The following is a 21,099-nucleotide window of genomic DNA, read 5'->3' as shown; positions in this document are numbered from 1 at the left end:
CGCGCGCGACGAGCGGGCGCAGGACGCGCCGGTGAGGACCGACCGGGACGCCACGACGTGGACGACGATCTGCCGCCTCGACGAGATCGAGGTCGAGGGCGGCGTGCTCGCACTCGTCGCGGGCGAGGCGGTCGCCGTCTTCCGCACCCACGACGACGAGGTCCACGCGCTGTCCAACTACGACCCGATCGGTCGCGCCTCGGTGTTGGCCCGTGGGATCGTGGGCACGCGAGGGGGCGTCCCGTACGTCGCCTCGCCCCTGCACAAGCAGGGCTACGACCTGCGCACCGGTCGGTGCCTGGACGACGAGGAGGTCCGCGTGGCGACGTACGACGTGGCCGTCCGCGACGGACTGGTGCTGGTCGCCTCCGGACCGCCGCATGCCTGAGCCCGGCACGAGCCCCGGGCCCGGCACCGGCCCGCTCGCCGGGTTCCGGATCGGCGTGACCGCGGCCCGCAAGGTCGAGGAGCAGATCGCGCTGCTCGAACGGCGCGGTGCCGACGTCGTCTGGGCGCCGGCGCTCTCCCGCGAGCCCAACCACGTCGACGAGGCGTCGCTGCGCGCGGCCACGGACGACGTCCTGGCCCGGCCGGTCGACATCTTCCTGGCCACCACCGGGATCGGCCTCAAGGCGTGGTTCGCCGCCGCCGAGTCGTGGGGGACCCTCGACCGGCTCCTCGAGCACCTCGGCCGCGCCGAGATCCTGGCGCGCGGGCCCAAGAGCGTCGGCGCGTTGCGCCGGCGCGGGCTCCGCGAGCTCTGGGCGCCCGAGTCCGAGGCGTTCGACGACGTCCTGGCCCACCTGCGCGGTCGCGACCTGACCGGACGCCGGATCGTCGTCCAGGAGCACGGCCAGTCGCTGTCGATGGCGGCGCACGCGCTGCGCCGCCGGGGCGCGGAGGTCACGACCGTGACCGTCTACCGGGTCGAGAGCGCCGAGGACCCGGAGCCGGTCTTCCACCTCGTCGACGAGATCGCCGAGCGCACCGTCCACGCCGTCACCTTCACCGCCGCGCCGGCCGTCGCGGCCCTGATGGCGGCCGCCGGCTCGACGGGTCGCCGCGAGGAGGTCATCGGTGCGTTCCAGGCCGACGTCGTCGCCTCGTGCGTCGGACCGGTCACCGCGGCGGCGTTCGAGATGTGGGGCGTGCCGTCGATCTACCCCGACCGCTCGCGGCTCGCGGCGATGGTCAAGCAGCTCGAGACCGAGCTCCCGTCGCGCTCCGAGGGGCTGTCGCTGGATGTGGCGGGTCACACACTCCTGGTGCACGCCGACGACGTCCTGGTCGACGGGGCGGGGGTGCGGCTCTCGCCCGCCCCGCTCGCCGTTCTCCACGCCCTGCTGGTGAATCCCGGTCACGTGGTGTCCCGACGCGACCTCCTCGCGGCCCTCCCGTCGGGCACGGCGGGGTCCGAGCACGCCGTCGAGATGGCGGTCGCCCGGTTGCGTGCCGCGGTCGGGACGCGCATAGTCCAGACCGTGGTGAAACGTGGATACCGGCTGGCCGTGACGTCGTGACGACGCGCGAGCCAGGACACCAGCTGGTGCTCGTCGCGCACGGCACCCGCAACGTCGACGGCAACCAGGTGTCCCGCGCGGTGGCGGTCGCCGCGGGCGAGCGGCTGGGCATCCCCGCCCGCGCCGCGTTCGTCGAGCTCTCCGAGCCGCTGTTCTCCGACGTGATGGTCGAGGTCGACGTGCCCGTCGTCGTCGTCCCGATGCTCCTGTCGACCGGCTTCCACGTGCAGACCGACCTCCCGGAGGCGGTCGCCAAGGCGTCGGTCCCGGTCACCCTCGGCACGCCGCTCGGCCCCGACCCGCTCCTCGCCGCCGCCCAGGTCGAGCGACTCCTCGAGGCCGGTGCCCAGCGCGGCCAGCGCGTCGTCCTGGTCGCAGCCGGCTCCTCCGACGAGGCCGCCACCTGCGACCAGATGGGCGCCGTCGCGCTGCTCGCCCGCGCCTGGGGCTCGCCGGTCGAGCTCGCCACGCTCTCGGGGCACGGACCCCGCCCGGCGGACGTCGTCCGGCCCGGCGACGCGGTGTCGCCGTACCTGCTCTCGCCCGGGTTCTTCCACGACCGCACCCGCCGCGAGGCGGGCGAGGGGGTCGTCGTGGCCGACGTGATCGGGCCGCACCCGCTCGTCGTGGACCTCGTGGTCGAGCGCGCCGACCAGCTCATGGCGCGATCGCCAGTCGGCTGATCAGCCCGGCCCTGTCGAGGACGAACCGGAACCGGAGGTCGATCGGGCTCCCCGGGAACGAGCCCGAGACCTGCCGAGCGCCGTCCAGCCCGGCTGCACGGGTGAAGTAGCGGTCGACCAGCTGGCCGGTCGACCAGCTGGCCGGTCCTCGGGACGGCCGTGCACCGGGGAGCGCGGGCGGCGCCGGTCCGGAGCAGCGCCGGGTCGGCCCCTGGCGAGGAGGGCACTCCCGTGGTGTGATGAAGGTCACACGGGGCGGGTCGTCGACCGCAGCGATCGCGGGGAGTCCGGCCGGTCCATCACGAAGGAGACCCGCATGAGTGACTCCAACCGCGTCGTCGTCTACAAGGGCCCGGGCGAGGTGGCCGTCGAGACGATGGACTACCCGAAGCTCGAGGTCCCGGCCGAGGTCGCGGACCACTTCGGCATCACGAAGAAGGCCCCCCACGCGGTGATCCTCAAGCTGGTCACCACCAACATCTGTGGGTCCGACCAGCACATGGTCCGGGGGCGGACCACGGCGCCGATCGGCCAGACGTTGGGCCACGAGATCACCGGCGAGGTGGTCGAGCTGGGCGAGGACGTGCTGTTCGTCAAGAAGGGCGACATCTGCTCGGTCCCCTTCAACATCGCCTGCGGGCGCTGCCGGATGTGCAACGAGGGAAAGACCGGCATCTGCCTCAACGTCAACCCGGCCCGTGCCGGCGCCGCCTACGGGTACGTCGACATGGGCGGCTGGGTCGGCGGCCAGGCCGACTACGTGATGATCCCCTACGCCGACTTCAACCTCCTGAAGTTCCCGGACCGTGACCAGGCGCTGGAGAAGATCCTCGACCTGACCATGCTCTCCGACATCTTCCCGACCGGCTACCACGGCGCCTACACCGCCGGGGTCACGACCGGCTCGACCGTCTACGTCGCCGGCGCCGGACCGGTCGGCCTGGCCGCGGCCTTCTCGGCACAGCTGCTGGGGGCGTCGGTGGTCCTGGTGGGCGACATGAACGGCGACCGGCTCAAGCAGGCGGAGAGCTTCGGCTGCGTGGGGATCGACCTGACCACCGACGGGTCGCTGGCCGAGAAGATCGACCAGGTCGTCGGTGAGCCCGAGGTGGATGCCGCGGTCGACGCGGTGGGGTTCGAGGCCCGCGGCCACGGTGAGGGCGCCGCCGAGGCGCCCGCGACGGTGCTCAACGACGCGATGACCGTCGCCCGGGCAGGTGCCGGGGTCGGCATCCCGGGTCTCTACGTCACCGGCGACCCCGGCGCGGTGGACGACGCCGCGAAGCAGGGCACCCTGGGCGTGCGCCTCGGTCTCGGCTGGGCGAAGTCGCACTCGCTGCACACCGGTCAGTGCCCGGTCAAGCAGTACAACCGCAAGCTGATGAACCTGATCCTCAGTGACCGGGCCGACATCGCCAAGGCGGTCAACGCCAAGACCATCGGCCTCGACCAGGCTCCCGACGGGTACGCGCAGTTCGACTCGGGCGCCGCCCAGAAGTTCGTCATCGACCCCCACGGCATGACCGGCTGATCCGCCCGCCCGCCCGCCGGTGGGGCGGCGCCGGGGACGTCGTCGACGACGTCCTCGGTGCCGGACGGCCGGCCCGGACGGGACCGAGCAGGAACGCCCTAGGGTCGAGCCATGCGCCGTCTCGTGCTCCTCGCGGTCGTGGCCCTCGTCGTCACCCCGCTCTCCGTCGCCCCGTCGTCCTCGGCCGACCTGCCCTCGGCGGACCGGTGGCGCGCCGACGTGCGCGAGGCGATGGCCGGCTCGCGGGCCTACCTCGCCGAGCGCGCCGCGACCGCCGCGCCGGGGGAGCGGCTCGCGATCAACCTGGACGTCGACAACACGATGCTGGCCACCGAGTACGCCGCCGGCGAGCCGGTCCGACCGGTGCTGCGCCTGGCCCGCACCGCCCGCCGGCTCGGGATCGCGGTCCTCGTCAACACCGCCCGCGACGAGTCGCAGCGGGCCCGGACGGCCCGCAACCTCGCCGAGGCCGGCTACGTGATCGACGGGCTCTGCCTGCGCCAGCGGGGCACCGGCGCCGCGGACGGCAAGCAACGGTGCCGGGCGTCGTTCGCCGACCTGGGCTACGTGCTGGTCGCGAACGTCGGCAACCACCCGCACGACTTCACCGGCGGCGGCTACGAGCGCGCCTACCGGCTGCCGCGCTACGGCGGCCGGCTCTCCTAGCCGTCCGGGTGCTCACGAGCGGTCGAGGTCGACCGTCTCCGGGGTGTGCAGCCGCACCATGAACCGCAGCGCGTGCGCGGGCGCCCGGCTCGCCGTCGCGCGCGAGACCAGGACCATCGCGGCGAAGGCCAGCGGCACCGACCAGGCGGCGGGCTGACCCACGACGACGTCCACCCAGCCGTCGCCCCACCCGCTGGAGCCGTCGGCCAACGTCCAGCCGACGGCGGCGACCGACCCGGCGCCGCCGACGAGCAGCCCCGCCACGGCACCGGCCGCCGTCAGGCCGCGCCACCAGATGCCGAGCACCAGCAGCGGGCAGAACGTCGAGGCCGCGACCGCGAAGGCGAGCCCGACGGCGCGGGCCACCCCGAAGTCGGGCAGCAGCAGCGCGGCGGTGAGCGGCACCGCGACCGCCACGACCGTGGCCACCCGGAACGCCGTCAGGTCGGGCAGCCGCTTCGACGTCACGTCCTGGGTCAGCACCCCGGACACCGCGATCGCCAGCCCCGACGACGTCGACAGGAACGCCGCGAACGCGCCCGCGGTGACCATCCCGGTCAGCACCTCGCCGACGAGCCCCGGCACGACCAGCCGCGGCAGCTCGAGGACCAGGCTGTCGGAGGCGGCCGGCTCGGCGCCGTACGCGCGACCGAGGGCGGCGTACACCGGCGGCAGCAGGTAGAAGACGCCGAGCAGGGCGAGCACCGCGAGCGTGGTGCGGCGCGCGGCGCGGCCGTCGGGGTTGGTGTAGAAGCGCACGACCACGTGCGGCAGGCCCATCGTGCCGAGGAACGTCGCCAGCACCAGCGAGTACGTCGTGTAGAGACCCTGCGCCCCGCCGTCCCCGAGGGGCACCGACCAGTCGGCGGCGGTCGCGCTCGGCCCGGAGACGCGGTCGCCGGCCCACACCACGAGCAGGACCGCGGCCGGCACGAGCAGCGCGGTCAGCTTCAGCCAGTACTGGAAGGCCTGCACGAAGGTGATGCTGCGCATCCCCCCGGAGCCGACGCTGACCAGCACGACGAGCCCGACGACGACCGGGCCGACCCAGCGCGGCGCGTCGAGGGCGGCGGCCAGGGTGAGTCCGGCGCCCTCGAACTGCGGCAGCAGGTAGAGCCAGCCGATCGCGACCACCAGCACCGAGCAGACGTGGCGGACCCGCCGCGAGTCCAGCCGCGCCTCGGCGAAGTCGGGCAGGGTGTAGGCCCCGCTGCGCCGCAACGGGGCCGCGACCAGCACCAGGAGCACCAGGTAGCCCGCCGTCCAGCCGATCGGGTACCAGAGCATCTCGGCGCCGAAGGTGAGCAGCAGCCCGGCGACGCCGAGGAACGACGCCGCGCTGAGGTACTCCCCGCCGATCGCGCTCGCGTTGAGGCCCGGGCGCACGGTGCGCGAGGCGACGAAGAAGTCGCTGGTCGTGCGCGAGACCCGGAGCCCCCAGCTGCCGATCGCGAGGGTCGCGAGCGAGACCAGGACGACCGCCACCAGCCCCGGCAGCTGGGTCACGGCCGGGTCACCGCTCGACCTCGCCCATCAGCTCGGCGAAGTCGCGCTCGTTGCGCTCGGCCCGCCGCACGTAGTGCCAGCCGAGCAGCACCAGCCACGGGTAGACGAGCACCCCCAGCACCAGCCACGCCACCGGCACCCCGGCCACGCGGACGTCGTCCAGCCCGGGAGCGAGGAAGAAGAGGAGCGGCAGCCCGCCCACCGTCACCGTCAGCAGGCCCAGCACCCGTGCCGCGAGCCACAGCTGCTCGCGCAGCAGCGACCCGAGGTAGACCCCGCCCAGCGGCGAGGCCTCGTCGATGTCGCCGGTGCGCGGGATCGGCCGCGCCCGCCGGTCCGGCCCGGTCACCCGCACCCGCCGCGGCGAGCCCTGCTCCGTCACCGCCGCCCCGCCGTCCGGGGTCGCGGCGTGGTCACGACGGCTCGGTGGGGTGCAGGAGGAGGTCGCGGAGCTCGCGGGTGTTGCGGCGGCTGACGCCGAGCTCGGTCTCGCCGCGCCCGACGACGACGGTGCAGCGGCCTCCGGACGTCCGGACCTCGCGCACGTGGGCGATGGCGACGAGGAGCGAGCGGTGGATGCGCACGAAGCCGGCGTCGTGCCAGTCGTCGGCGAGGGTGGAGAGCGGCACCCGCAGCAGGTGGCTGTCGGTCGCGGTGTGCAGGCGGGCGTAGTCACCCTGCGCCTCGACGTGCGTGACCTCCGAGCGGGCGACGAAGCGGGTGACGCCGCCGCGCTCCACGGCGATCTGGACGTCGTGCACCGGCGCCGCGGCGCGCTCGCCGCCGGCCGCCGACTCCACGACCCGGCGGACCGCCTCGGCCAGCCGCTCGGCCCGCACCGGCTTGAGCACGTAGTCGACCGCCTGCAGGTCGAAGGCCTCGACGGCGTGCGCGTCGTGCGCGGTGACGAAGACGATCGGCGGCGGCACGCGGAACCGGCTGAGCACGTCGGCGAGCTCGAGCCCGGTCAGCCCGGGCATCTGGACGTCGAGGAAGACGCAGTCGACGTCGTCCTCGCGCAGCACCCGCAGGCCGTCGGTCGCCGAGCCGCAGGTGAGCACCTCGCCGATGCGGGGGTCGCGGGTCAGGAGGTACTCCAGCTCGTCGAGGGCGGGGCGCTCGTCGTCGACGACCAGCACCCGCAGCCCGGCCGGCGGGGTGCTCACGGGGGTGCTCACGGGGGTGCTCATGCCGAGACTCCGGCGGCGAACTTCGGCACCCGGACGACGACCTTGGTGCCGGCGCCGGGCGCGGTCTCGACGACCAGCCCGTAGTCGTCGCCGTAGGACGCACGCAGCCGCGCGTCGACGTTGCCGAGGCCGACGGAGTCGAGGGCGGTGTCGCCGGCCAGGGCACGCCGGACCCGCTCCGGGTCCTCGCCGGCGCCGTCGTCCTCGACCTCGATGAGGCAGTCCTGGCCGCGATCGCGGGCGGTGATGGTGACGTGCCCGACCCGGTCGACGCCCTCGAGCCCGTGGCGGACGGCGTTCTCGACGAGCGGCTGCACGCACAGGAACGGGACGGCCACCGCCAGCACCTCCGGGGCGACGCTCAGCCGCACCTGGAGCCGGTCGCCGAAGCGGGCCTGCTCGAGGAGCAGGTAGCGCTCGATCGAGCGCAGCTCCTCGGCGAGCGTCGTGTAGTCGCCGTGGCGCCGGAAGGAGTAGCGGGTGAAGTCGGCGAACTCGAGCAGCAGCTCGCGGGCCCGGTCGGGATCGGTGCGCACGAAGCTGGCGATCGCGCCGAGCGAGTTGTAGATGAAGTGGGGGCTGATCTGCGCCCGCAGCGCCCGGACCTCGGCCTCGGCCAGCCGCGCGCGCGACAGGTCGAGCTCGGCGAGCGCGAGCTGCCCCGACACCCAGGTCGCCACCTCGTCGACGGCGCGGGCCAGCCCCGCGGTGGGGTACGGCGCGAACGCCGCCAGCGTGCCGACGATCCGCTCCTCCACGACCAGCGGGCTCACCACCGCCGTCCGGACCTCGCACGCGGGGACGTCGCACGGCAGGTCGGCCCGGTCGAAGCCGCGGGTGCGCCCGCGGTCGAGCGTCTCGGTGAGCAGCGGCGGGACCTGCGCGGCGTGGTGGTCACCGGCGCCGTCCCAGGCCAGGCAGCCGGCGGTGTCGGTGAGCGCGATCGCCGGGGTCCCGAGGAGGGCGCGCAGGTGCCGGACCGACCGCTCGGCGCTCTCGGCGGTCAGGCCGCCGCGCAGCGCGGGCGCGGCGAGCGAGGCCTGGTGCAGGGTGCGGAACGTCGCCCGGTCGGCTTCGGAGCCCAGGTGCTTGCGCCGCCACATCCGCGCCATCGGCGGGTCAGCGGAAGTCGATGAGGAGCACGCCGGCGTCGTCGTCGAGACCGGTCAGACCGGCGGCGACGCGCGGGAGCGTGTGGGCGGAGTCGGTCATCGGGTCGTCGCCGGCCGCCGGCCCCGACAGGGTGATCGGCACGGTCGGCTCGAGCACCGGGGTGGGCGCCGGCTCGGGACGCTCGGCCACGACGGCGCGGTAGCAGGCGGTGACGTAGGGGAGCTGCATGCCGTCCATGCCGCGGCCGTAGTCGTCGTACAGGGCGAGCAGGTCGGCGATCGTGCGCTCCCGCTCGTGCTCGCCCATCACCGCGACGTTCGAGCGCGAGCGGACGAGGTCCTGGATCGAGCGGCGGTCGACGACCTGCCAGTGCTTGAACGACCCGGTCTCGACGTCGCCGAAGTCGGACGACGCCGCCACCGCGGCGAGCGGGTCGGCGAGGTTCTCCTGGGTGCCGATGATCCGGCCGAGCTTGCGGACCCACGGGATCCGCTCGTCGCGCTGGTTCCAGACGGCCGCGAACACGCCTCCCGGCTTGAGCACCCGGGCGATCTCCGGCAGCGCCCGCTCGGCGTCGAACCAGTGGTAGCACTGGGCGGCGACCACGACGTCGACCGAGCGGTCGGGCAGCGGGATCTCCTCCGCGCCGCTCGCCGAGGTCGCGACGTCGGGCAGGTGGCGCCGGAGCACGTCGAGCATCGCCTCGTCGGGCTCGGTCGCGTAGACCTCGTGGCCCAGCGCGACCAGCCGCTCGGTCAGCTTGCCGGTGCCGGCGCCGAGCTCGAGGACGGCGACCGGCTCGGTGCCGACGAGCCACGCGACGGCGTCCGCGGGGTACGTCGGGCGCCCCCGGTCGTAGGCGTCGGCCACGCCGCCGAACGAGCGGGCGTGGCGCTGCTGGTCCTCGGTCATCGGGGTCAGCGTAGTCCGCGGATACGGTTGCGCCCGTGACCTCCGACCCCCTGTCGTGGCTGGTGTCGCTCGAGGGCGTCCCGTCGGCCTACGCAGCCACCCGCGACGGCATCGACGTGATGCTCCGCGACCGTGGCCTGCGCCGTACCTCCCCCGAGACGACCGCCGAGTCGCTGCTGCGCGGCGCGCACGCGAGCGCGGTGCTGGAGGGCTCCGCCTCGACGCTCCTCCAGGTGCGCTCGGGGGAGGCCGACGAGGTCGCTGCCGACAGCGTGCGGCTCTCGAGCGAGCTGCTGTCGCTGGCGCCGGCGCTGGGCCGCTCGCCCCTGCAGGCCCTGGCCCGCATCCACGCCCTGGCCGGTTCCGCGTCGGTGTCGCCGGACCGGCTCGGCCGGCCCCGCGACGCCGAGTCGGCGGCCCGGCTGCGCGACGTCGCCGCCGTCCTGGCGGCGCCGACCGAGGCACCGGCGCTGCTGGTGGCCGCCCTCGTCCACGCCGAGCTGGTCACCGCGGCGCCGTTCGCCTCCCACAACGGGCTGGTCGCCCGCGCCGTCGAGCGGCTGGTGCTGGTGGCGCGCGGCGTCGACGAGAAGTCGCTCGTCGTCCCGGAGGCCGGGCACCTGGCCCTGCGCGCGGCGTACGAGTCGAACCTGCGGGGGTACGCGGAGGGCGGGGCGGCCGGCGTCCACGCCTGGGCGCTCTACGCGGCCGAGGCGTACGCCGCCGGCGCGGAGGCGAGCCCGTTGCGACGGGCCGCCGAGGAGTAGGTCGAGCGTGCAGGTGACGCCCGAGCCACGAGGACTCGAGCGTCACCGCTGACACGTGTTCCGCTGGCTACCAAGCGTGCTGTCTCTTCTTGCTGCCCCGGGAGCATCCCGGGAACAGGCGCCCTGTCGGAAGGGTGGATCGCCGCGTGGGTACCCGGATCACGTGTGGCTCTTGAGTTGTCGACCTACCTCCATGTGTACGCCCGTCGGTCGGCAGGTGCAAGAGTTGACTTTTGGCCTGGGGAGGTCGCGGGCGCGTCCCGGCCGGGGAGGGGCGTCAGAGCCGCAGCCGCTGCGCGATCTCGCGGCCGGTCGGGGGCTGGCTGAGACCGAGGTCGCCGGGGGTCACCGAGGCGCCGTCCGGGGTGCGGCCGGCGAGGTAGAAGACGACCCGGTTGGCGCCGTCGCCGAGCAGCCCGTCGAGCACCCGGTGCACGGTGCGCAGCACCTCGAGGAACGCCGGGGTGTCGACGACGTCGACGGTCCCGGAGAGCGCACCCGAGGCGTTCTGCTGGTGGTTGTAGGTGAGGTCCTGGGCGACGACGCCGGGCAGCACCCGGACGGCGTCGCGGACGGTCTGGGTGACCACACCCGCGCCGGGTCGCCCACCGAGCATCTTCGACAGCAGGCCCATCCGGCACTCCTCGGGTCAGGGCTGGCGGCTCACCGGGACGTCGACGGCGGACGCGGTGCCGCCGGGGCCGACCAGGAACGGAGCCAGCTGGGACTGGTAGTCCCGCAGGATACGACCGGCCTCGGTGTCGGAGGCCAGGGCCTCGCGCACCGAGTTGCCGTACTCGGTGTGCGAGTGGTTGGTGCCGAGGCTCCAGAAGCTCCCCGGGCTGTCGAGCGTGACCGCCTGGACGCCGCCCGACGGCATCCCGGTCGTCGTCGCGCCGCCGAGGTCGAGCCGGGGCACGAGGTCGAAGCGGTGCTGGAGCTGCACGGCCTCGACGCCGGGCGCGAGCTGCACGTGGTCGATCGGTGCGCCGAAGGTCATCACGTCGGTGATGTTGTGCTCGCGGACGAACGCGGGGTCGGAGGCGAGCATCGCGGCGATGATGCCGCCCTGGCTGTGACCGGTGAGCAGGATCGGCGTGCCCGCGGGGAGGTTGGCGGCGACGATCGCGGCCTTGACCGACTCCACGGCCGCGGTGGGGCTGCCGGCGACCAGGTTGAGGTTGGCGGAGAGGTCGCGCGGCACGCTCCCGGCGCCCGGCGACCAGTTCTCGGTGCCCGGGATGGCCACGATGGCCGCGGTGCCGCCGGCGTTCTGGACGGTGGTGATGCGGACGTCGCCGTTGCTGCCCGGTCCCTCGCCGACCTGGTAGCCGTCGCTGACCCCCTGCATGATCGCGGCGAGGTCGGTCGGCCGGGTGAGGGCGGGGGAGAACTGGCCGGCCTGCAGCGGGTCGGTGGTCACCTCCGTCGGCGTGCCCGCGACGCCGGTGCCCTCGCCGAACCACTGCTGGTCCTTGCCGGTGACCAGGTTGCCGACGGTGCCGGCCGCGGCACCGACGCCGGCCAGCGCGCTGGCCGCGATCTCGGCGACGGAGTGGTTCTCGCGCCCGGTGAGGACGTCGCCGACCTTGCCGAGGAAGTCGCCGGTGTGGCCGGCGGTGCGCTCGAGCCCGGCCCAGGCCGCGCCGAGCCGGTCGGAGATGAACGCACCGACCTTGCCGAGGAAGCCCTGGGGCTGGGCGGCGACGGGTGCGCCGCCGACGCCACCGGCCGCGGTCGCGCCCTCGCCGGAGACCTGGTCCTGCGACTGCGCCTCCTGGCGGATGAGCAGCGCCATCGACGCGAGCGCCTGCACGCTGCTGTCGAGGGCGGGCCGCTCGCTGTCGCCCCAGCTCTGGAAGGTGCGCTCGGCGTCGGTGCCGACCCAGTCGAAGGAGCGCAGCGCACCGTCGAGGCGGGTCGCGAGCTCGGCGATCCGCTGCGAGCCCGCGTCGAGCTCGGTGCTGGCGGCCAGCCCGGCCGCGGTGTCCATCCCGAGGGTGGTCATGGTCAGGAGGCCCTCTGCTCGTGGCGGTGGACGAGGGTCTCCAGCGCGGCGGTGACGTCCCAGACGAGCAGGTCGGCGACGGCGCCGTCCGGGGCCGGGCTGATGTCGTTGGACCCGTCGGGCTGCGGGGTCACCGACCACAGGTCGTCGTCGGTGGCCAGCCAGGTGCGCACGCTGACCCCCTCGTCGACGACGGTCGCGAGCGCCACGAACGCCCGGCAGTCGTCGGCGAACGTCGGACCGGGGCGGTGCGAACCGGTCGCCGGGCGTCCCTCCGGGTCGGCGGTGAGCCGGTCGATCGGCGGCAGCATCGAGCGCACGACCGGCCACAGCCGCTCGGTCGGGAACGTCGTGGCCTCGCCGTCCTCGATCGCCACCGACTCCTCCGCGGCCAGGGCGATGTCGACGCGACGGGTGCGGTCGGCGTACGTCGTCACGAGCCGCAGCGCGACCGCCGGGAGCCCGGGGTCGGCGCCGGCGTCGGCGGTGGGGCCGGTGGGTGTGTCGGTGGGTGTGCCGGGGGGTGCGTCGGCCGGCGGCGCGCCGCGCTTGACGTCGTCGTAGCCGAGGTCCGGTGCGTCTGCCATGGCCCGAAACTAGGCGGGGCGGGCCGGGTGGGGCAGATGGAACGTTCCGGCTCGTCAGCCGACGCGGCGCCGGCGCGCGCTGGCCCACAGCACGCCGCCCACGGCGACCGCCCCGCCGACGGCGAGGGCGGCCAGCGTCGGGCCGGCCGGGGGGAGCGGCACGCGGGTGCGGAGCGCGACCGGCTTGTCGAACACGAGGACCGGCCAGCCGGCGGCGGCGGCGTGCCTGCGCAGCTCCTTGTCGGGGTTGACCGCGTGCGGGAACCCGACGGCCTCGAGCATCGGGACGTCGGTCACCGAGTCGCTGTAGCCGTAGCACTGCGCCAGGTCGTAGCCGTTGCGCTCGGCGAGGTCGCGGATCGCGCGGGCCTTCTCCTCGGCGTAGGCGTAGTAGTCGATCTCGCCGGTGTAGTGGCCGTCGACGACCTCGAGCCGCGAGGCGATGACGTGGTCGGCGCCCAGGAGGTCGCCGATCGGCTCGACGACCTCGGAGCCGGACGCCGAGACGATGATGACGTCGCGGCCGGCCAGGGAGTGCTCGGCGATGAGGCCGACCGCCTCGTCGTAGACGATCGGGTCGACGACGTTGTGCAGGGTGTCGGCGACGATCTCGCGCACCGTGGCGACGTCCCAGCCGGCGACGAGCTGCGACATGAACTGCCGCAGCTTCTCCATCTGGTCGTGGTCGGCGCCGCCGACGAGGTAGACGAACTGGGCGTACGTCGAGCGCAGCATCGCCCGGCGCGAGATGAGGCCGCCGGCCTGGAACGGCTTCGAGAACGCGAGCGTGCTCGACTTCGCGATGATCGTCTTGTCGAGGTCGAAGAAGGCCGCGGCGGGCGCCATGGCTCCACCCTAGGGGGCCGCGGGTCCGCGATGACCACTTCTCGTCCACAGGCCCGTCGATCGGCGGCTTCTCCCCAGGCCCGGGGTCGAGGGGCGGCGGCGGTGGGCGAGGACGGGCAGCGTGGCGGCATGTCGAACCCACGGACCACCACCCTCGCCGCCCCGGCGGCCGCCCCGCTCGTCGCGACCGCCGACGAGACCCTGCGCGACGAGCTGCTGCGCCTCGCCGCGGCGGCCGGCGTCGCCCCCGAGGTGGTCGGCGACGCCGCCGCCGTCCTGCGCTCGTGGGCGCGGGCGCCCGTCGTCCTGGTCGGAGCCGACCTGGCCGCCGCGGTCGCCGACCTCGCGCCCGGGCGGCGCGACGGCGTCCACGTCATCTCGTGGGGTCCCGCCGAGAACGACCTCTTCCGCGCCGGCATGGTGCTGGGCGCGGAGAACGTCGCCGGGCTGCCGCGGTCCGAGGGCTGGGTCGTCGAGACGCTGACCGACCTCGGTGAGCCCGGCCGGCCCCGGGGGCTGGTCGTCGGGGTGATGGGCGGCTCCGGCGGTGCCGGGGCGACGACCCTGGCCTGCGCGCTGGCGCAGACCGCCGCGCGCACCGGCGACGCCGTCGTCCTCGACTGCGACCCGCTCGGGCCCGGCCTCGACCACGTCCTCGGGCTCGACCGTGCCGACGGCTTCCGCTGGGACGCGCTCTGCGAGACCTCGGGCCGGCTGAGCGCGCGGGCCCTGCGCGACGCGCTGCCCCGCCGCGGCCGGCTCGGCGTGCTCACCTGGCACGCCGGCTCGACCGCGACGCTGCAGGCCTTCGCCGTGCGCGAGGCCCTGTCCGCGGCCCGCCGCGGTCACGACGCCGTCGTCGTCGACCTGCCACGCACCGCCGACGCGCTCGTCGACGAGGTGGCGTCGCGGTGCGACGTCCTGCTGGTCGTCGTGGTGCCGACCGTCACCGGGCTGGCCTCGGCCGCCCGTCTCTGCGCCCGGATGGCCGGGCGCGCGTCGCCCGCCCTGGTCGTGCGCGGCACCGGGCTCGACCGGCGCGACATCGCGCGGGCGACGGCGCGGCCGGTGCTCGCCACGGTGCCCGAGCAGCGCCGGATCGCCGAGGCGATCGACCTCGGGCTCGGCCCGGTGCGCTCGCACCGCGGCCCGCTCGGGCGTGCCTGCGCCGACCTGCTCGGCGGCCTGGCGGCCCGCTCGACCGCGGCGGCATGAGCACCCCGGGCCGTGGACGACGTCCCGGGGACCCCGCGTGAGCGGCTCGGCGCCGGCTGTCCTCGTCGAGGAGGTCCGCGAACGGCTGGCCGGCAGCCCGGGCGAGCTGACGCCGCACCGGGTCGCGGAGACGCTGCGTGCGGCGGGCCGTCCGGTCGGCGACGCCATGGTCCTCGCCGTGCACGAGGCGCTGCGCCGCGACGTCGTCGGGGCGGGTCCGCTGGAGCCGTTGCTCCGGCTGCCGGGCACGACCGACGTCCTGGTCAACGGCGCCGGCGCGGTCTACCTCGACCGCGGGTCCGGCCTCGAACGCAGCGACGTCACGTTCCCCGACGAGGCCTCGGTGCGCCGGCTCGCCCAGCGGCTGGCCGGCCTCGGCGGACGCCGGCTCGACGACGCCGCCCCGTACGTCGACCTCCGGCTCGCCGACGGCACCCGGTTCCACGCCGTCCTCGCGCCGGTCGCCCGGCCCGGCACCGTGATCTCGCTCCGGGTGCCGCGCCGTGGCGGCTTCACCCTCGACGCACTGGTCGCGGCGCGGATGGTGCCGAGCGCGGTGGCGGTCCTGCTGGAGCGGATGCTCGCCGCCCGGCTGGCCTTCCTGGTCAGCGGCGGCACCGGATCGGGCAAGACCACCCTCCTGGCGGCCCTGCTGGGGCGGGTGTCCCCGACCGAGCGGCTGGTCGTCGTCGAGGACGCCTCCGAGCTGCGGCCCGACCACCCGCACGTCGTCGGGCTCGAGGGACGCCCGGCCAACCTCGAGGGAGCCGGTGCGGTCGAGGTCCGCACCCTGGTGCGCCAGGCGCTGCGGATGCGGCCCGACCGGCTCGTCGTCGGCGAGGTCCGCGGCGGGGAGGTCGTCGAGCTGCTCGCCGCCCTCAACACCGGCCACGAGGGCGGCTGCGGCACCCTGCACGCCAACTCCGCGGTCGACGTCCCGGCCCGGGTGGAGGCGCTCGCCCTGGCCGCCGGGCTCGGACGGGAGGCCGCGCACAGCCAGCTCGCCTCCGCGGTCGATGCGGTCGTCCACCTGGCGCGCGCGCCCGACGGCGCCCGGCGGGTCGCTCAGGTCGCCGTCCCGTCGCGCGACCCGGCCGGCCTGGTGAGGATGGACGTCGCCGTCCGGGTCGACCGCGACCTCACCGTCCACGAGGGCCCGGCGCTGGGCCGCCTCCTCGACCGGCTCGAGGAGGCGGTGGGCGACCCGTGACCGCGACCGGCTGGGTGGCCGCCCTCGCCGCCGGGCTGGCGGTGCTGCTGCTGGTCCCCGCGCGGCCGTCGGTGCCGCGGCCGCCGGCCGTGATCCTCGACCGCCGCACGGTGCCCCTCCTCGGCGCGGTCCCGCTCGCGCTGGTGGTGGCGGGGGCCACGCCCGCGCAGGTCGCGCTGACCGCGATCGTGGCGGCCGCCGGCATCGCCGCCCACCGCCTCTTCCAGGCGCGACGGGCCCGCCTCGAGGCCGCCCGCACCGGCGCCCTCGTCCTCGGGGCGTGCGAGACGCTCGCGGCCGAGCTCGCCGCGGGCCGGCCACCGGGTGCGGCGCTCGACTGCGCGGTCGACGACTGGCCGGCGCTGGCCGAGGTGGCGGAGGCGCAGAGGGTCGGCGCCGACGTCCCCGCGGCCTGGCGCGCGGCGGCGGCCACGCCCGGCGCCGCCGACCTCCGCATCGTCGGAGCGGCCTGGCAGGTGGCGCACCGCACCGGCCAGGGGCTCGCCGACACCCTCGACCACGTCGCCCGCGACCTGCGCGGTGCCCAGGCGACCCGCCGGGTCGTCGCCGGCGAGCTGGCCTCGGCCCGGGCGACCGCCAAGCTCGTCGCGGCGCTGCCCCTGCTGGCGCTGACGATGGGATCGGGCGCCGGCGGCGACCCGTGGGGGTTCCTGCTCGGCCACCCCCTCGGCCTGGCCTGTCTCGCGCTGGGGCTGGCCTTCGCGGTGGCGGGGCTCGCCTGGATCGAGGCGCTCGCCCGCGAGGTCGACCGACCGTGACCGCCGTCTCGTCGATGCCGGCGGCACCGGCCGTGCTGGCGGTGCTGGCGACGGCGGCCGCGGTCGCGCTGCTCGTGCCGTCCCGGCCGAGGACGGGGGCCGGCGACGTCCGGCAGCGGCGTCCGCCGACCCGTGACGGCCTGCTGCGCCGGCACCGGCTGCTCTGCTCCGTGCTCGCCGGCGCCGGCGTGGCCACCGTCGTCGGTGGCTCGGCCGGCCTCGTGGGCGCCGCCGCGGGGACGGTCGCGGCGTGGGTGGCGATCGGGCGGGCGGAGTCACCGCAGGAGCGCCGCCGCCGCGACGAGGTGCGCCGCGACCTGCCCGCCGTGGTCACCCTGGTGGCCGCGGCGCTGCGGTCGGGTGCGGCCCCGGCGGACGCCGTCGTCCTGGTGGCGGCCTCGCTGCCGGGCGCGGCCGCCGACCGGCTGACCCCGGTCGCGGCGCGGCTGCGCCTCGGCGTCCCCGACGTCTCGGTGTGGGCCGACCTGGTGCGCGACCCCGAGCTGGCGCCGCTCGGCCGCACCCTGGCCCGTGCCCACGACACCGGCGCCTCGGTCGTCACGTCGGTCGAGCGGCTCGCCGACGACCTCGCCCGCACCGCGCGGTCGAGCGTCGAGGACCGCGCCCGCGCCATCGGCGTCAAGGCGGCGGTGCCGCTGGGGCTGTGCCTGCTGCCGTCGTTCGTGCTCATCGGCATCGTGCCGCTCGTCGCAGGCCTCGTGAGCACGATGGGCTGGTCGTGACGGCGCGCGATCGTCCACAGGCAGGCGGTCTCCGGGGTTCTCCACAGGCCGCGGTCGACGGGGTGCGGGCCGTCGGTGCCGGACCGCACAGTTCGGTCAGAGCCGCACCGGGCGGCTCGGGACCGAGGAGGCCCGCATGACCCGCACGACCCGCACGACCAGCCGCCGCCGGAGCGACGACGGCATCACCACCGCCGAGTACGCCGTGGGCACGGCGGCCGGGGCCGGCCTGGCCGGCCTGCTCTACAAGCTGCTCTCCGGCGGCTTCGGCGACCGGCTGCTGAGGACCCTGTTCGACCACGTGCTCGGCCTGCTGGGCATCGGATGAGGCTCAGCCGACCCGTCCGGGCAGCCGTGCCCGGCCGCCGTGGCCGCCGCTGCCGGCGCGGCCAGCGCGGCCAGCGCGGCGCGGTGACGGCCGAGCTGGCCATGGCCCTGCCGCTGCTGGTCGCCCTCACCATCGGGCTGGTCTGGCTGCTCTCGGTCGGGGCGGCGCAGGTCCGGGCCGTCGACGCGGCTCGCGAGACGGCCCGCGCGGTGGCCCGGGGCGACGACGAGGCCGCCGCGGTGGCCGCCGGCCAGCGCGTGGTGCCCGACGGCGGTCGGGTCACCGTCCGCAGTGCGGGCGACTCGGTCGTGGCCGAGGCGACGGCGCGGGTCGAGGGGCCTGGGGGGCTCTTCGACTTCCTGCCGGCCGTCACGGTCCGCGCCGAGGCCACCGCGCTGGTCGAGGAGCCGGGATGACCCGGGGGACGGGTCAGGAGCGCGGGGGCGCGACCGTCGTCACGCTGGCGCTCGCCGGTGTCCTGCTCCTGGTCGGCGCCGCGCTCGGCGTGGTCGCCGCGCTCGTGGTCGGACACCGCACCGCCCAGGCCGCGGCCGACCTCGCGGCCCTCGCCGCCGCGCAGTCCCTGGCGCGCGGGTCCGACGGGTGCGGCGCCGCCGCCACGGTCGCCGCCGCCAACGGCGCGACGGTCACGGCGTGCTCGGTCGAGGGTCGCGACGTCCGCGTCGTCGTCGAGGTGGCCGGTCCACGCTGGCTCGGTCAGTCCGGCGACCTCGCCGCCCAGGCGCGGGCCGGGCCGGCTCAGGCCCGGTAGTCGGGGTCGTCGTCGAGGTCGCGACGGCGTCCGGCGTCGGCCCGGTCGAGCTTCTCGGAGAGCTCGTCGATCTTCTTCTGCTCCTTGCGCTGGCGCAGCCCGCGCTGGGTGCCCCACTTCGTGAGCCACAGGCCCACCAGGATGCAGAGACCGGCCACCAGCCCGACGACGAAGAGAGCCGATGGGCTGACACCGACGCCGAGGATCTCGACGTCGCCGCCCTTCACCTCGGTCGTGAACAGGCCTCCGACGACGAGGACGGCCCCCACGAGGATGACCACGAGGCCCAGGATCAGCATGGCTGCAGGCTACGCCCTGCCGGCGCCGTCCGGGCCGTCCTCGCCGGGGTCGTCGTCGGCCTCGGTGAGCAGCACGTCGAGCAGGGCGACCGCGCCGGCCTTGTCGAGCGGGTTGTTCTGGTTGCCGCACTTGGGCGACTGCACGCACGACGGGCAGCCCCGCTCGCAGGCGCACGACGCGATCGCCTCGCGGGTCGCCGTCAGCCAGCGGCGGGCCGCGTGGAAGCCGCGCTCGGAGAAGCCGGCGCCGCCGGGCTGGCCGTCGTGCACGAAGACGGTCAGCTCACCGGTGTCGGCGTGCCGGGCGGTCGAGACGCCGCCGATGTCCCAGCGGTCGCAGGTCGCGACGAGGGGGAGCAGCCCGATCGCGCAGTGCTCCGCGGCGTGGGCCGAGCCGGGCAGGTCGGCCTCGAGCAGGCCGGACGCGGCGAGGACGTCGTCGGGCACCGTCCACCAGACGGCCGTCGTGGTCAGCGAGGTCGCCGGCAGGTCGAGCGGCACCTCGCCGATCACGTCGCCGTGCGGCTGGCGGCGCTTGAGGTACGACACGACCTGCTGCGACACCTCGACGGCGCCGAAGGAGAGCCGGCACCGTCCCCACGAGCGGTGCTCGCGCTCCTCGACGATCCCGATGTCGGTCACGTCGCGGGCCGAGGTGGTGTAGCCCGGGTCGGCCCGCTCGAGGGTGGCGACCCGGCTCTCGAGGTCGAGCTCACCGACCAGCCAGGTCTCGCCGCGGTGCAGGTAGACCGCACCGGTGTGGGCGGTGCCGTGGGCCCGCCCGGCGTCGACCGTGCCGATCACGCGGCCGGTGACGTCCTCGACGAGCGTGACCGGGGAGCCGCCCGCGCTGCGGATGTCGGTGAGGTCGGCGGCGCGGCGCCGGTCGGTCCAGAACCAGCCGCGCGGACGCCGGCGCAGCAGGCCGCGCTCGACCAGCGCGTCGACCACCTCGCGGGCGGTCGGCCCGAAGATCGGCAGGTCGGCCTCGGTGAGCGGCACCTCCTGCGCGGCCGCGCAGAGGTGCGGGCCGAGCACGTAGGGGTTCCCGGGGTCGAAGACGTGCGCCTCGACCGGTCGGCCGAGCAGCGCGTCGGGGTGGTGCACGAGGTAGGTGTCGAGCGGGTCGTCGCGCGCGACGAGGATCCCGAGTGCGTCCTGGGCGTCGCGGCCGGCCCGGCCGACCTGCTGCCACAGCGCCGCCCGGGTGCCCGGGAAGCCGGCGATGAGGACGGCGTCGAGCCCGCTGACGTCGATGCCGAGCTCGAGGGCGTTCGTGGCCGCCAGCCCGACCAGCTCGCCGCGCCGCAGCGCGCCCTCCAGGGCCCGGCGCTCCTCGGGCAGGTAGCCGCCGCGGTAGGCCGCCACCCGGCCGGCCAGCGCCGGGTCGACCTCCTCCAGCAGCGCCGCCGCGGTGAGCGCGACCTGCTCGACCCCGCGTCGCGAGCGCACGAACGCCAGGGTGTGCACGTCCTCGGCCACGAGGTCGGCGAGCAGGTCGGCGGTCTCCGACGTGGCGGCCCGGCGCACCGGGGCGCCGTTCTCCCCGACGTACGACGTGAGCGGCGGCTCCCACAGCCCCAGCGTGACCTCGCCCCGCGGCGAGCCGTCGTCGGTGACGGCCTCGACGTCGAGGCCGGTGAGCCGGGCCGCGGTCAGTGCCGGCTCCGCGGTCGTGGCCGAGGCCAGGACGAAGGTCGGCGAGGCGCCGTAGGAGGCGCAGACCCGTCGCAGCCGTCGCAGCACGTGGGCGACGTGCGCCCCGAAGACCCCGCGGTAGTGGTGGCACTCGTCGACGACGACGTAGCGCAGCGAGCCGAGGAACGTCGCCCACCGCTGGTGCCCCGGCAGGATCGAGCGGTGCAGCATGTCGGGGTTGGTCAGCACGTACTCGGCGTGCGCGCGGGCCCAGTCGCGCTCGTCGTGGCTGCTGTCGCCGTCGCACGTGGTGATCCGCGCGTCGAGCCGCAGCGCGAGCAGCGACTCGAGCTGGTCGTGGGCGAGCGCCTTCGTCGGCGCCAGGTAGAGCGTGCCGGCGCCGCGTCCGCGCCGCTCGCCGCGCCCCTCGAGCGCCGCCGACAGCGCGGGCAGCTGGTAGCCGAGCGACTTGCCGGACGCCGTGCCGGTGGAGAGCACGACGTGCCGCCCGGCCCAGGCGGCCTCGGCGGCCTCGACCTGGTGGGCCCAGGGACGCGCGACCCCGCGCGCCCGGAACCCCTCGACCACCGACGGAGCGACCCAGGCCGGCCAGTCGGCGTGCCGGGCCGGCCGCGAGGGCCGCACCTCGACGTGGGTGAGACGTCCCTCGCGTCCCGGCACGGCGGCGAGCCGGTCGAGCAGCCCGGCCACCGAGCGGCCGGCCCGGAGCCCGGCCCCGGCGGGCGGGGCGGCAGCGGGGGAGGGCACGCTTGCGATCGTGGCACA

24 protein-coding genes are annotated in these 21,099 nt (G+C 75.9%); 13 read left to right on the top strand and 11 right to left on the bottom strand.

The window, feature by feature from the left end; genetic code table 11:
• Positions 1 to 31 precede the first annotated feature (31 nt).
• From nirD to E4623_RS17580, 5 genes are all read left to right on the top strand, one after another.
• Positions 32 to 388, top strand: a complete 357-nt coding sequence (nirD, locus tag E4623_RS17605) for a nitrite reductase small subunit NirD (RefSeq protein WP_134767873.1) — start codon at positions 32 to 34, stop codon at positions 386 to 388.
• Positions 381 to 1,520: a uroporphyrinogen-III synthase gene (locus tag E4623_RS17600; RefSeq protein ID WP_134767872.1), complete on the top strand. Its 1,140-nt coding sequence runs from the start codon at positions 381 to 383 to the stop codon at positions 1,518 to 1,520. Before nirD ends, E4623_RS17600 begins: the two co-directional genes overlap by 8 nt.
• Positions 1,517 to 2,203: a CbiX/SirB N-terminal domain-containing protein gene (locus E4623_RS22750; protein WP_167736722.1), complete on the top strand. Its 687-nt coding sequence runs from the start codon at positions 1,517 to 1,519 to the stop codon at positions 2,201 to 2,203. The genes E4623_RS17600 and E4623_RS22750 overlap by 4 nt, the downstream gene beginning before the upstream one ends.
• Before the next feature lie 316 nt (positions 2,204 to 2,519).
• The gene (gene fdhA, locus E4623_RS17585) at positions 2,520 to 3,734 is read left to right on the top strand and encodes a formaldehyde dehydrogenase, glutathione-independent (protein ID WP_134767870.1); all 1,215 of its coding nucleotides are present in this window, start codon (positions 2,520 to 2,522) and stop codon (positions 3,732 to 3,734) included.
• Between the two features lie 111 nt (positions 3,735 to 3,845).
• A complete protein-coding gene (locus tag E4623_RS17580; protein ID WP_134767869.1) occupies positions 3,846 to 4,400 on the top strand; it encodes an HAD family acid phosphatase in 555 nt (184 codons plus the stop codon).
• A gap of 12 nt (positions 4,401 to 4,412) precedes the next feature.
• Here E4623_RS17580 and E4623_RS17575 read toward each other — a convergent pair whose 3' ends face one another.
• The 5 genes from E4623_RS17575 to E4623_RS17555 are packed head-to-tail and all read right to left on the bottom strand — an operon-like array spanning position 4,413 to position 9,121.
• The gene (locus tag E4623_RS17575; RefSeq protein WP_209020742.1) at positions 4,413 to 5,906 is read right to left on the bottom strand and encodes a cation acetate symporter; all 1,494 of its coding nucleotides are present in this window, start codon (positions 5,904 to 5,906) and stop codon (positions 4,413 to 4,415) included.
• A 7-nt stretch (positions 5,907 to 5,913) separates the two neighbouring features.
• Positions 5,914 to 6,288, bottom strand: a complete 375-nt coding sequence (locus tag E4623_RS17570) for a hypothetical protein (RefSeq protein WP_134767868.1) — start codon at positions 6,286 to 6,288, stop codon at positions 5,914 to 5,916.
• 31 nt (positions 6,289 to 6,319) lie between these two features.
• Complete coding sequence (locus tag E4623_RS17565) at positions 6,320 to 7,096, bottom strand: LytTR family DNA-binding domain-containing protein (RefSeq protein WP_134767867.1); 777 nt, start codon at positions 7,094 to 7,096, stop codon at positions 6,320 to 6,322.
• Entirely contained in the window at positions 7,093 to 8,208 is a 1,116-nt protein-coding gene (locus E4623_RS17560) for a histidine kinase (protein ID WP_134767866.1), read from the bottom strand. The genes E4623_RS17565 and E4623_RS17560 overlap by 4 nt, the downstream gene beginning before the upstream one ends.
• A gap of 7 nt (positions 8,209 to 8,215) precedes the next feature.
• A complete protein-coding gene (locus E4623_RS17555; RefSeq protein WP_134767865.1) occupies positions 8,216 to 9,121 on the bottom strand; it encodes a class I SAM-dependent methyltransferase in 906 nt (301 codons plus the stop codon).
• Positions 9,122 to 9,156: 35 nt separating this feature from the next.
• On the opposite strand from E4623_RS17555, the gene E4623_RS17550 reads away from it, so the two are divergent.
• Positions 9,157 to 9,888, top strand: coding sequence for an oxidoreductase (locus tag E4623_RS17550; protein WP_134767864.1), 732 nt, complete (start codon positions 9,157 to 9,159; stop codon positions 9,886 to 9,888).
• Between the two features lie 277 nt (positions 9,889 to 10,165).
• Here the strand turns inward: E4623_RS17550 and E4623_RS17545 are convergent, their stop codons facing one another.
• From E4623_RS17545 to E4623_RS17530, 4 genes are read right to left on the bottom strand one after another with little or no spacing between them, the layout of a single operon-like run.
• On the bottom strand, positions 10,166 to 10,522 hold the full coding sequence (locus E4623_RS17545) for a hypothetical protein (protein WP_134767863.1): 357 nt from the start codon (positions 10,520 to 10,522) through the stop codon (positions 10,166 to 10,168).
• 15 nt (positions 10,523 to 10,537) lie between these two features.
• Positions 10,538 to 11,896: a hypothetical protein gene (locus E4623_RS17540; protein ID WP_134767862.1), complete on the bottom strand. Its 1,359-nt coding sequence runs from the start codon at positions 11,894 to 11,896 to the stop codon at positions 10,538 to 10,540.
• Between the two features lie 2 nt (positions 11,897 to 11,898).
• Positions 11,899 to 12,483, bottom strand: a complete 585-nt coding sequence (locus tag E4623_RS17535) for a hypothetical protein (RefSeq protein WP_134767861.1) — start codon at positions 12,481 to 12,483, stop codon at positions 11,899 to 11,901.
• A 54-nt stretch (positions 12,484 to 12,537) separates the two neighbouring features.
• Entirely contained in the window at positions 12,538 to 13,329 is a 792-nt protein-coding gene (locus E4623_RS17530) for an HAD family hydrolase (RefSeq protein WP_134767860.1), read from the bottom strand.
• Positions 13,330 to 13,458: 129 nt separating this feature from the next.
• On the opposite strand from E4623_RS17530, the gene ssd reads away from it, so the two are divergent.
• The 7 genes from ssd to E4623_RS17495 all read left to right on the top strand — a co-directional run bounded on the left by ssd (position 13,459) and on the right by E4623_RS17495 (position 18,376).
• Positions 13,459 to 14,544: a septum site-determining protein Ssd gene (ssd, locus tag E4623_RS17525; RefSeq protein ID WP_134767859.1), complete on the top strand. Its 1,086-nt coding sequence runs from the start codon at positions 13,459 to 13,461 to the stop codon at positions 14,542 to 14,544.
• Between the two features lie 37 nt (positions 14,545 to 14,581).
• Positions 14,582 to 15,754, top strand: a complete 1,173-nt coding sequence (locus E4623_RS17520) for a TadA family conjugal transfer-associated ATPase (RefSeq protein ID WP_134767858.1) — start codon at positions 14,582 to 14,584, stop codon at positions 15,752 to 15,754.
• A complete protein-coding gene (locus tag E4623_RS17515) occupies positions 15,751 to 16,533 on the top strand; it encodes a type II secretion system F family protein (RefSeq protein ID WP_134767857.1) in 783 nt (260 codons plus the stop codon). Before E4623_RS17520 ends, E4623_RS17515 begins: the two co-directional genes overlap by 4 nt.
• Complete coding sequence (locus tag E4623_RS17510; RefSeq protein WP_245155152.1) at positions 16,530 to 17,276, top strand: type II secretion system F family protein; 747 nt, start codon at positions 16,530 to 16,532, stop codon at positions 17,274 to 17,276. The genes E4623_RS17515 and E4623_RS17510 overlap by 4 nt, the downstream gene beginning before the upstream one ends.
• Positions 17,277 to 17,412: 136 nt before the next feature.
• A complete protein-coding gene (locus tag E4623_RS17505) occupies positions 17,413 to 17,604 on the top strand; it encodes a DUF4244 domain-containing protein (RefSeq protein ID WP_134767856.1) in 192 nt (63 codons plus the stop codon).
• The gene (locus E4623_RS17500; protein WP_134767855.1) at positions 17,601 to 18,020 is read left to right on the top strand and encodes a TadE family type IV pilus minor pilin; all 420 of its coding nucleotides are present in this window, start codon (positions 17,601 to 17,603) and stop codon (positions 18,018 to 18,020) included. The genes E4623_RS17505 and E4623_RS17500 overlap by 4 nt, the downstream gene beginning before the upstream one ends.
• Positions 18,017 to 18,376 (top strand): Rv3654c family TadE-like protein, encoded by a 360-nt coding sequence (locus E4623_RS17495; protein ID WP_134767854.1) that lies wholly within the window; start codon positions 18,017 to 18,019, stop codon positions 18,374 to 18,376. Before E4623_RS17500 ends, E4623_RS17495 begins: the two co-directional genes overlap by 4 nt.
• On the opposite strand, the gene E4623_RS17490 is transcribed toward E4623_RS17495, so the two are convergent.
• Together E4623_RS17490 and E4623_RS17485 are read right to left on the bottom strand one after the other, a co-directional pair.
• Positions 18,364 to 18,675: a hypothetical protein gene (locus tag E4623_RS17490; protein ID WP_134767853.1), complete on the bottom strand. Its 312-nt coding sequence runs from the start codon at positions 18,673 to 18,675 to the stop codon at positions 18,364 to 18,366. The two genes, E4623_RS17495 and E4623_RS17490, sit on opposite strands and share 13 nt — an antisense overlap.
• A gap of 9 nt (positions 18,676 to 18,684) precedes the next feature.
• Entirely contained in the window at positions 18,685 to 21,024 is a 2,340-nt protein-coding gene (locus E4623_RS17485; protein WP_134768069.1) for a DEAD/DEAH box helicase, read from the bottom strand.
• Positions 21,025 to 21,099 lie beyond the last annotated feature (75 nt).

It is taken from the genome of Nocardioides sp. 1609 (assembly GCF_004522105.1).
Classification (GTDB): Bacteria; Actinomycetota; Actinomycetes; order Propionibacteriales; family Nocardioidaceae; genus Nocardioides.
This window is presented reverse-complemented; position numbering and strand designations above follow the sequence as displayed.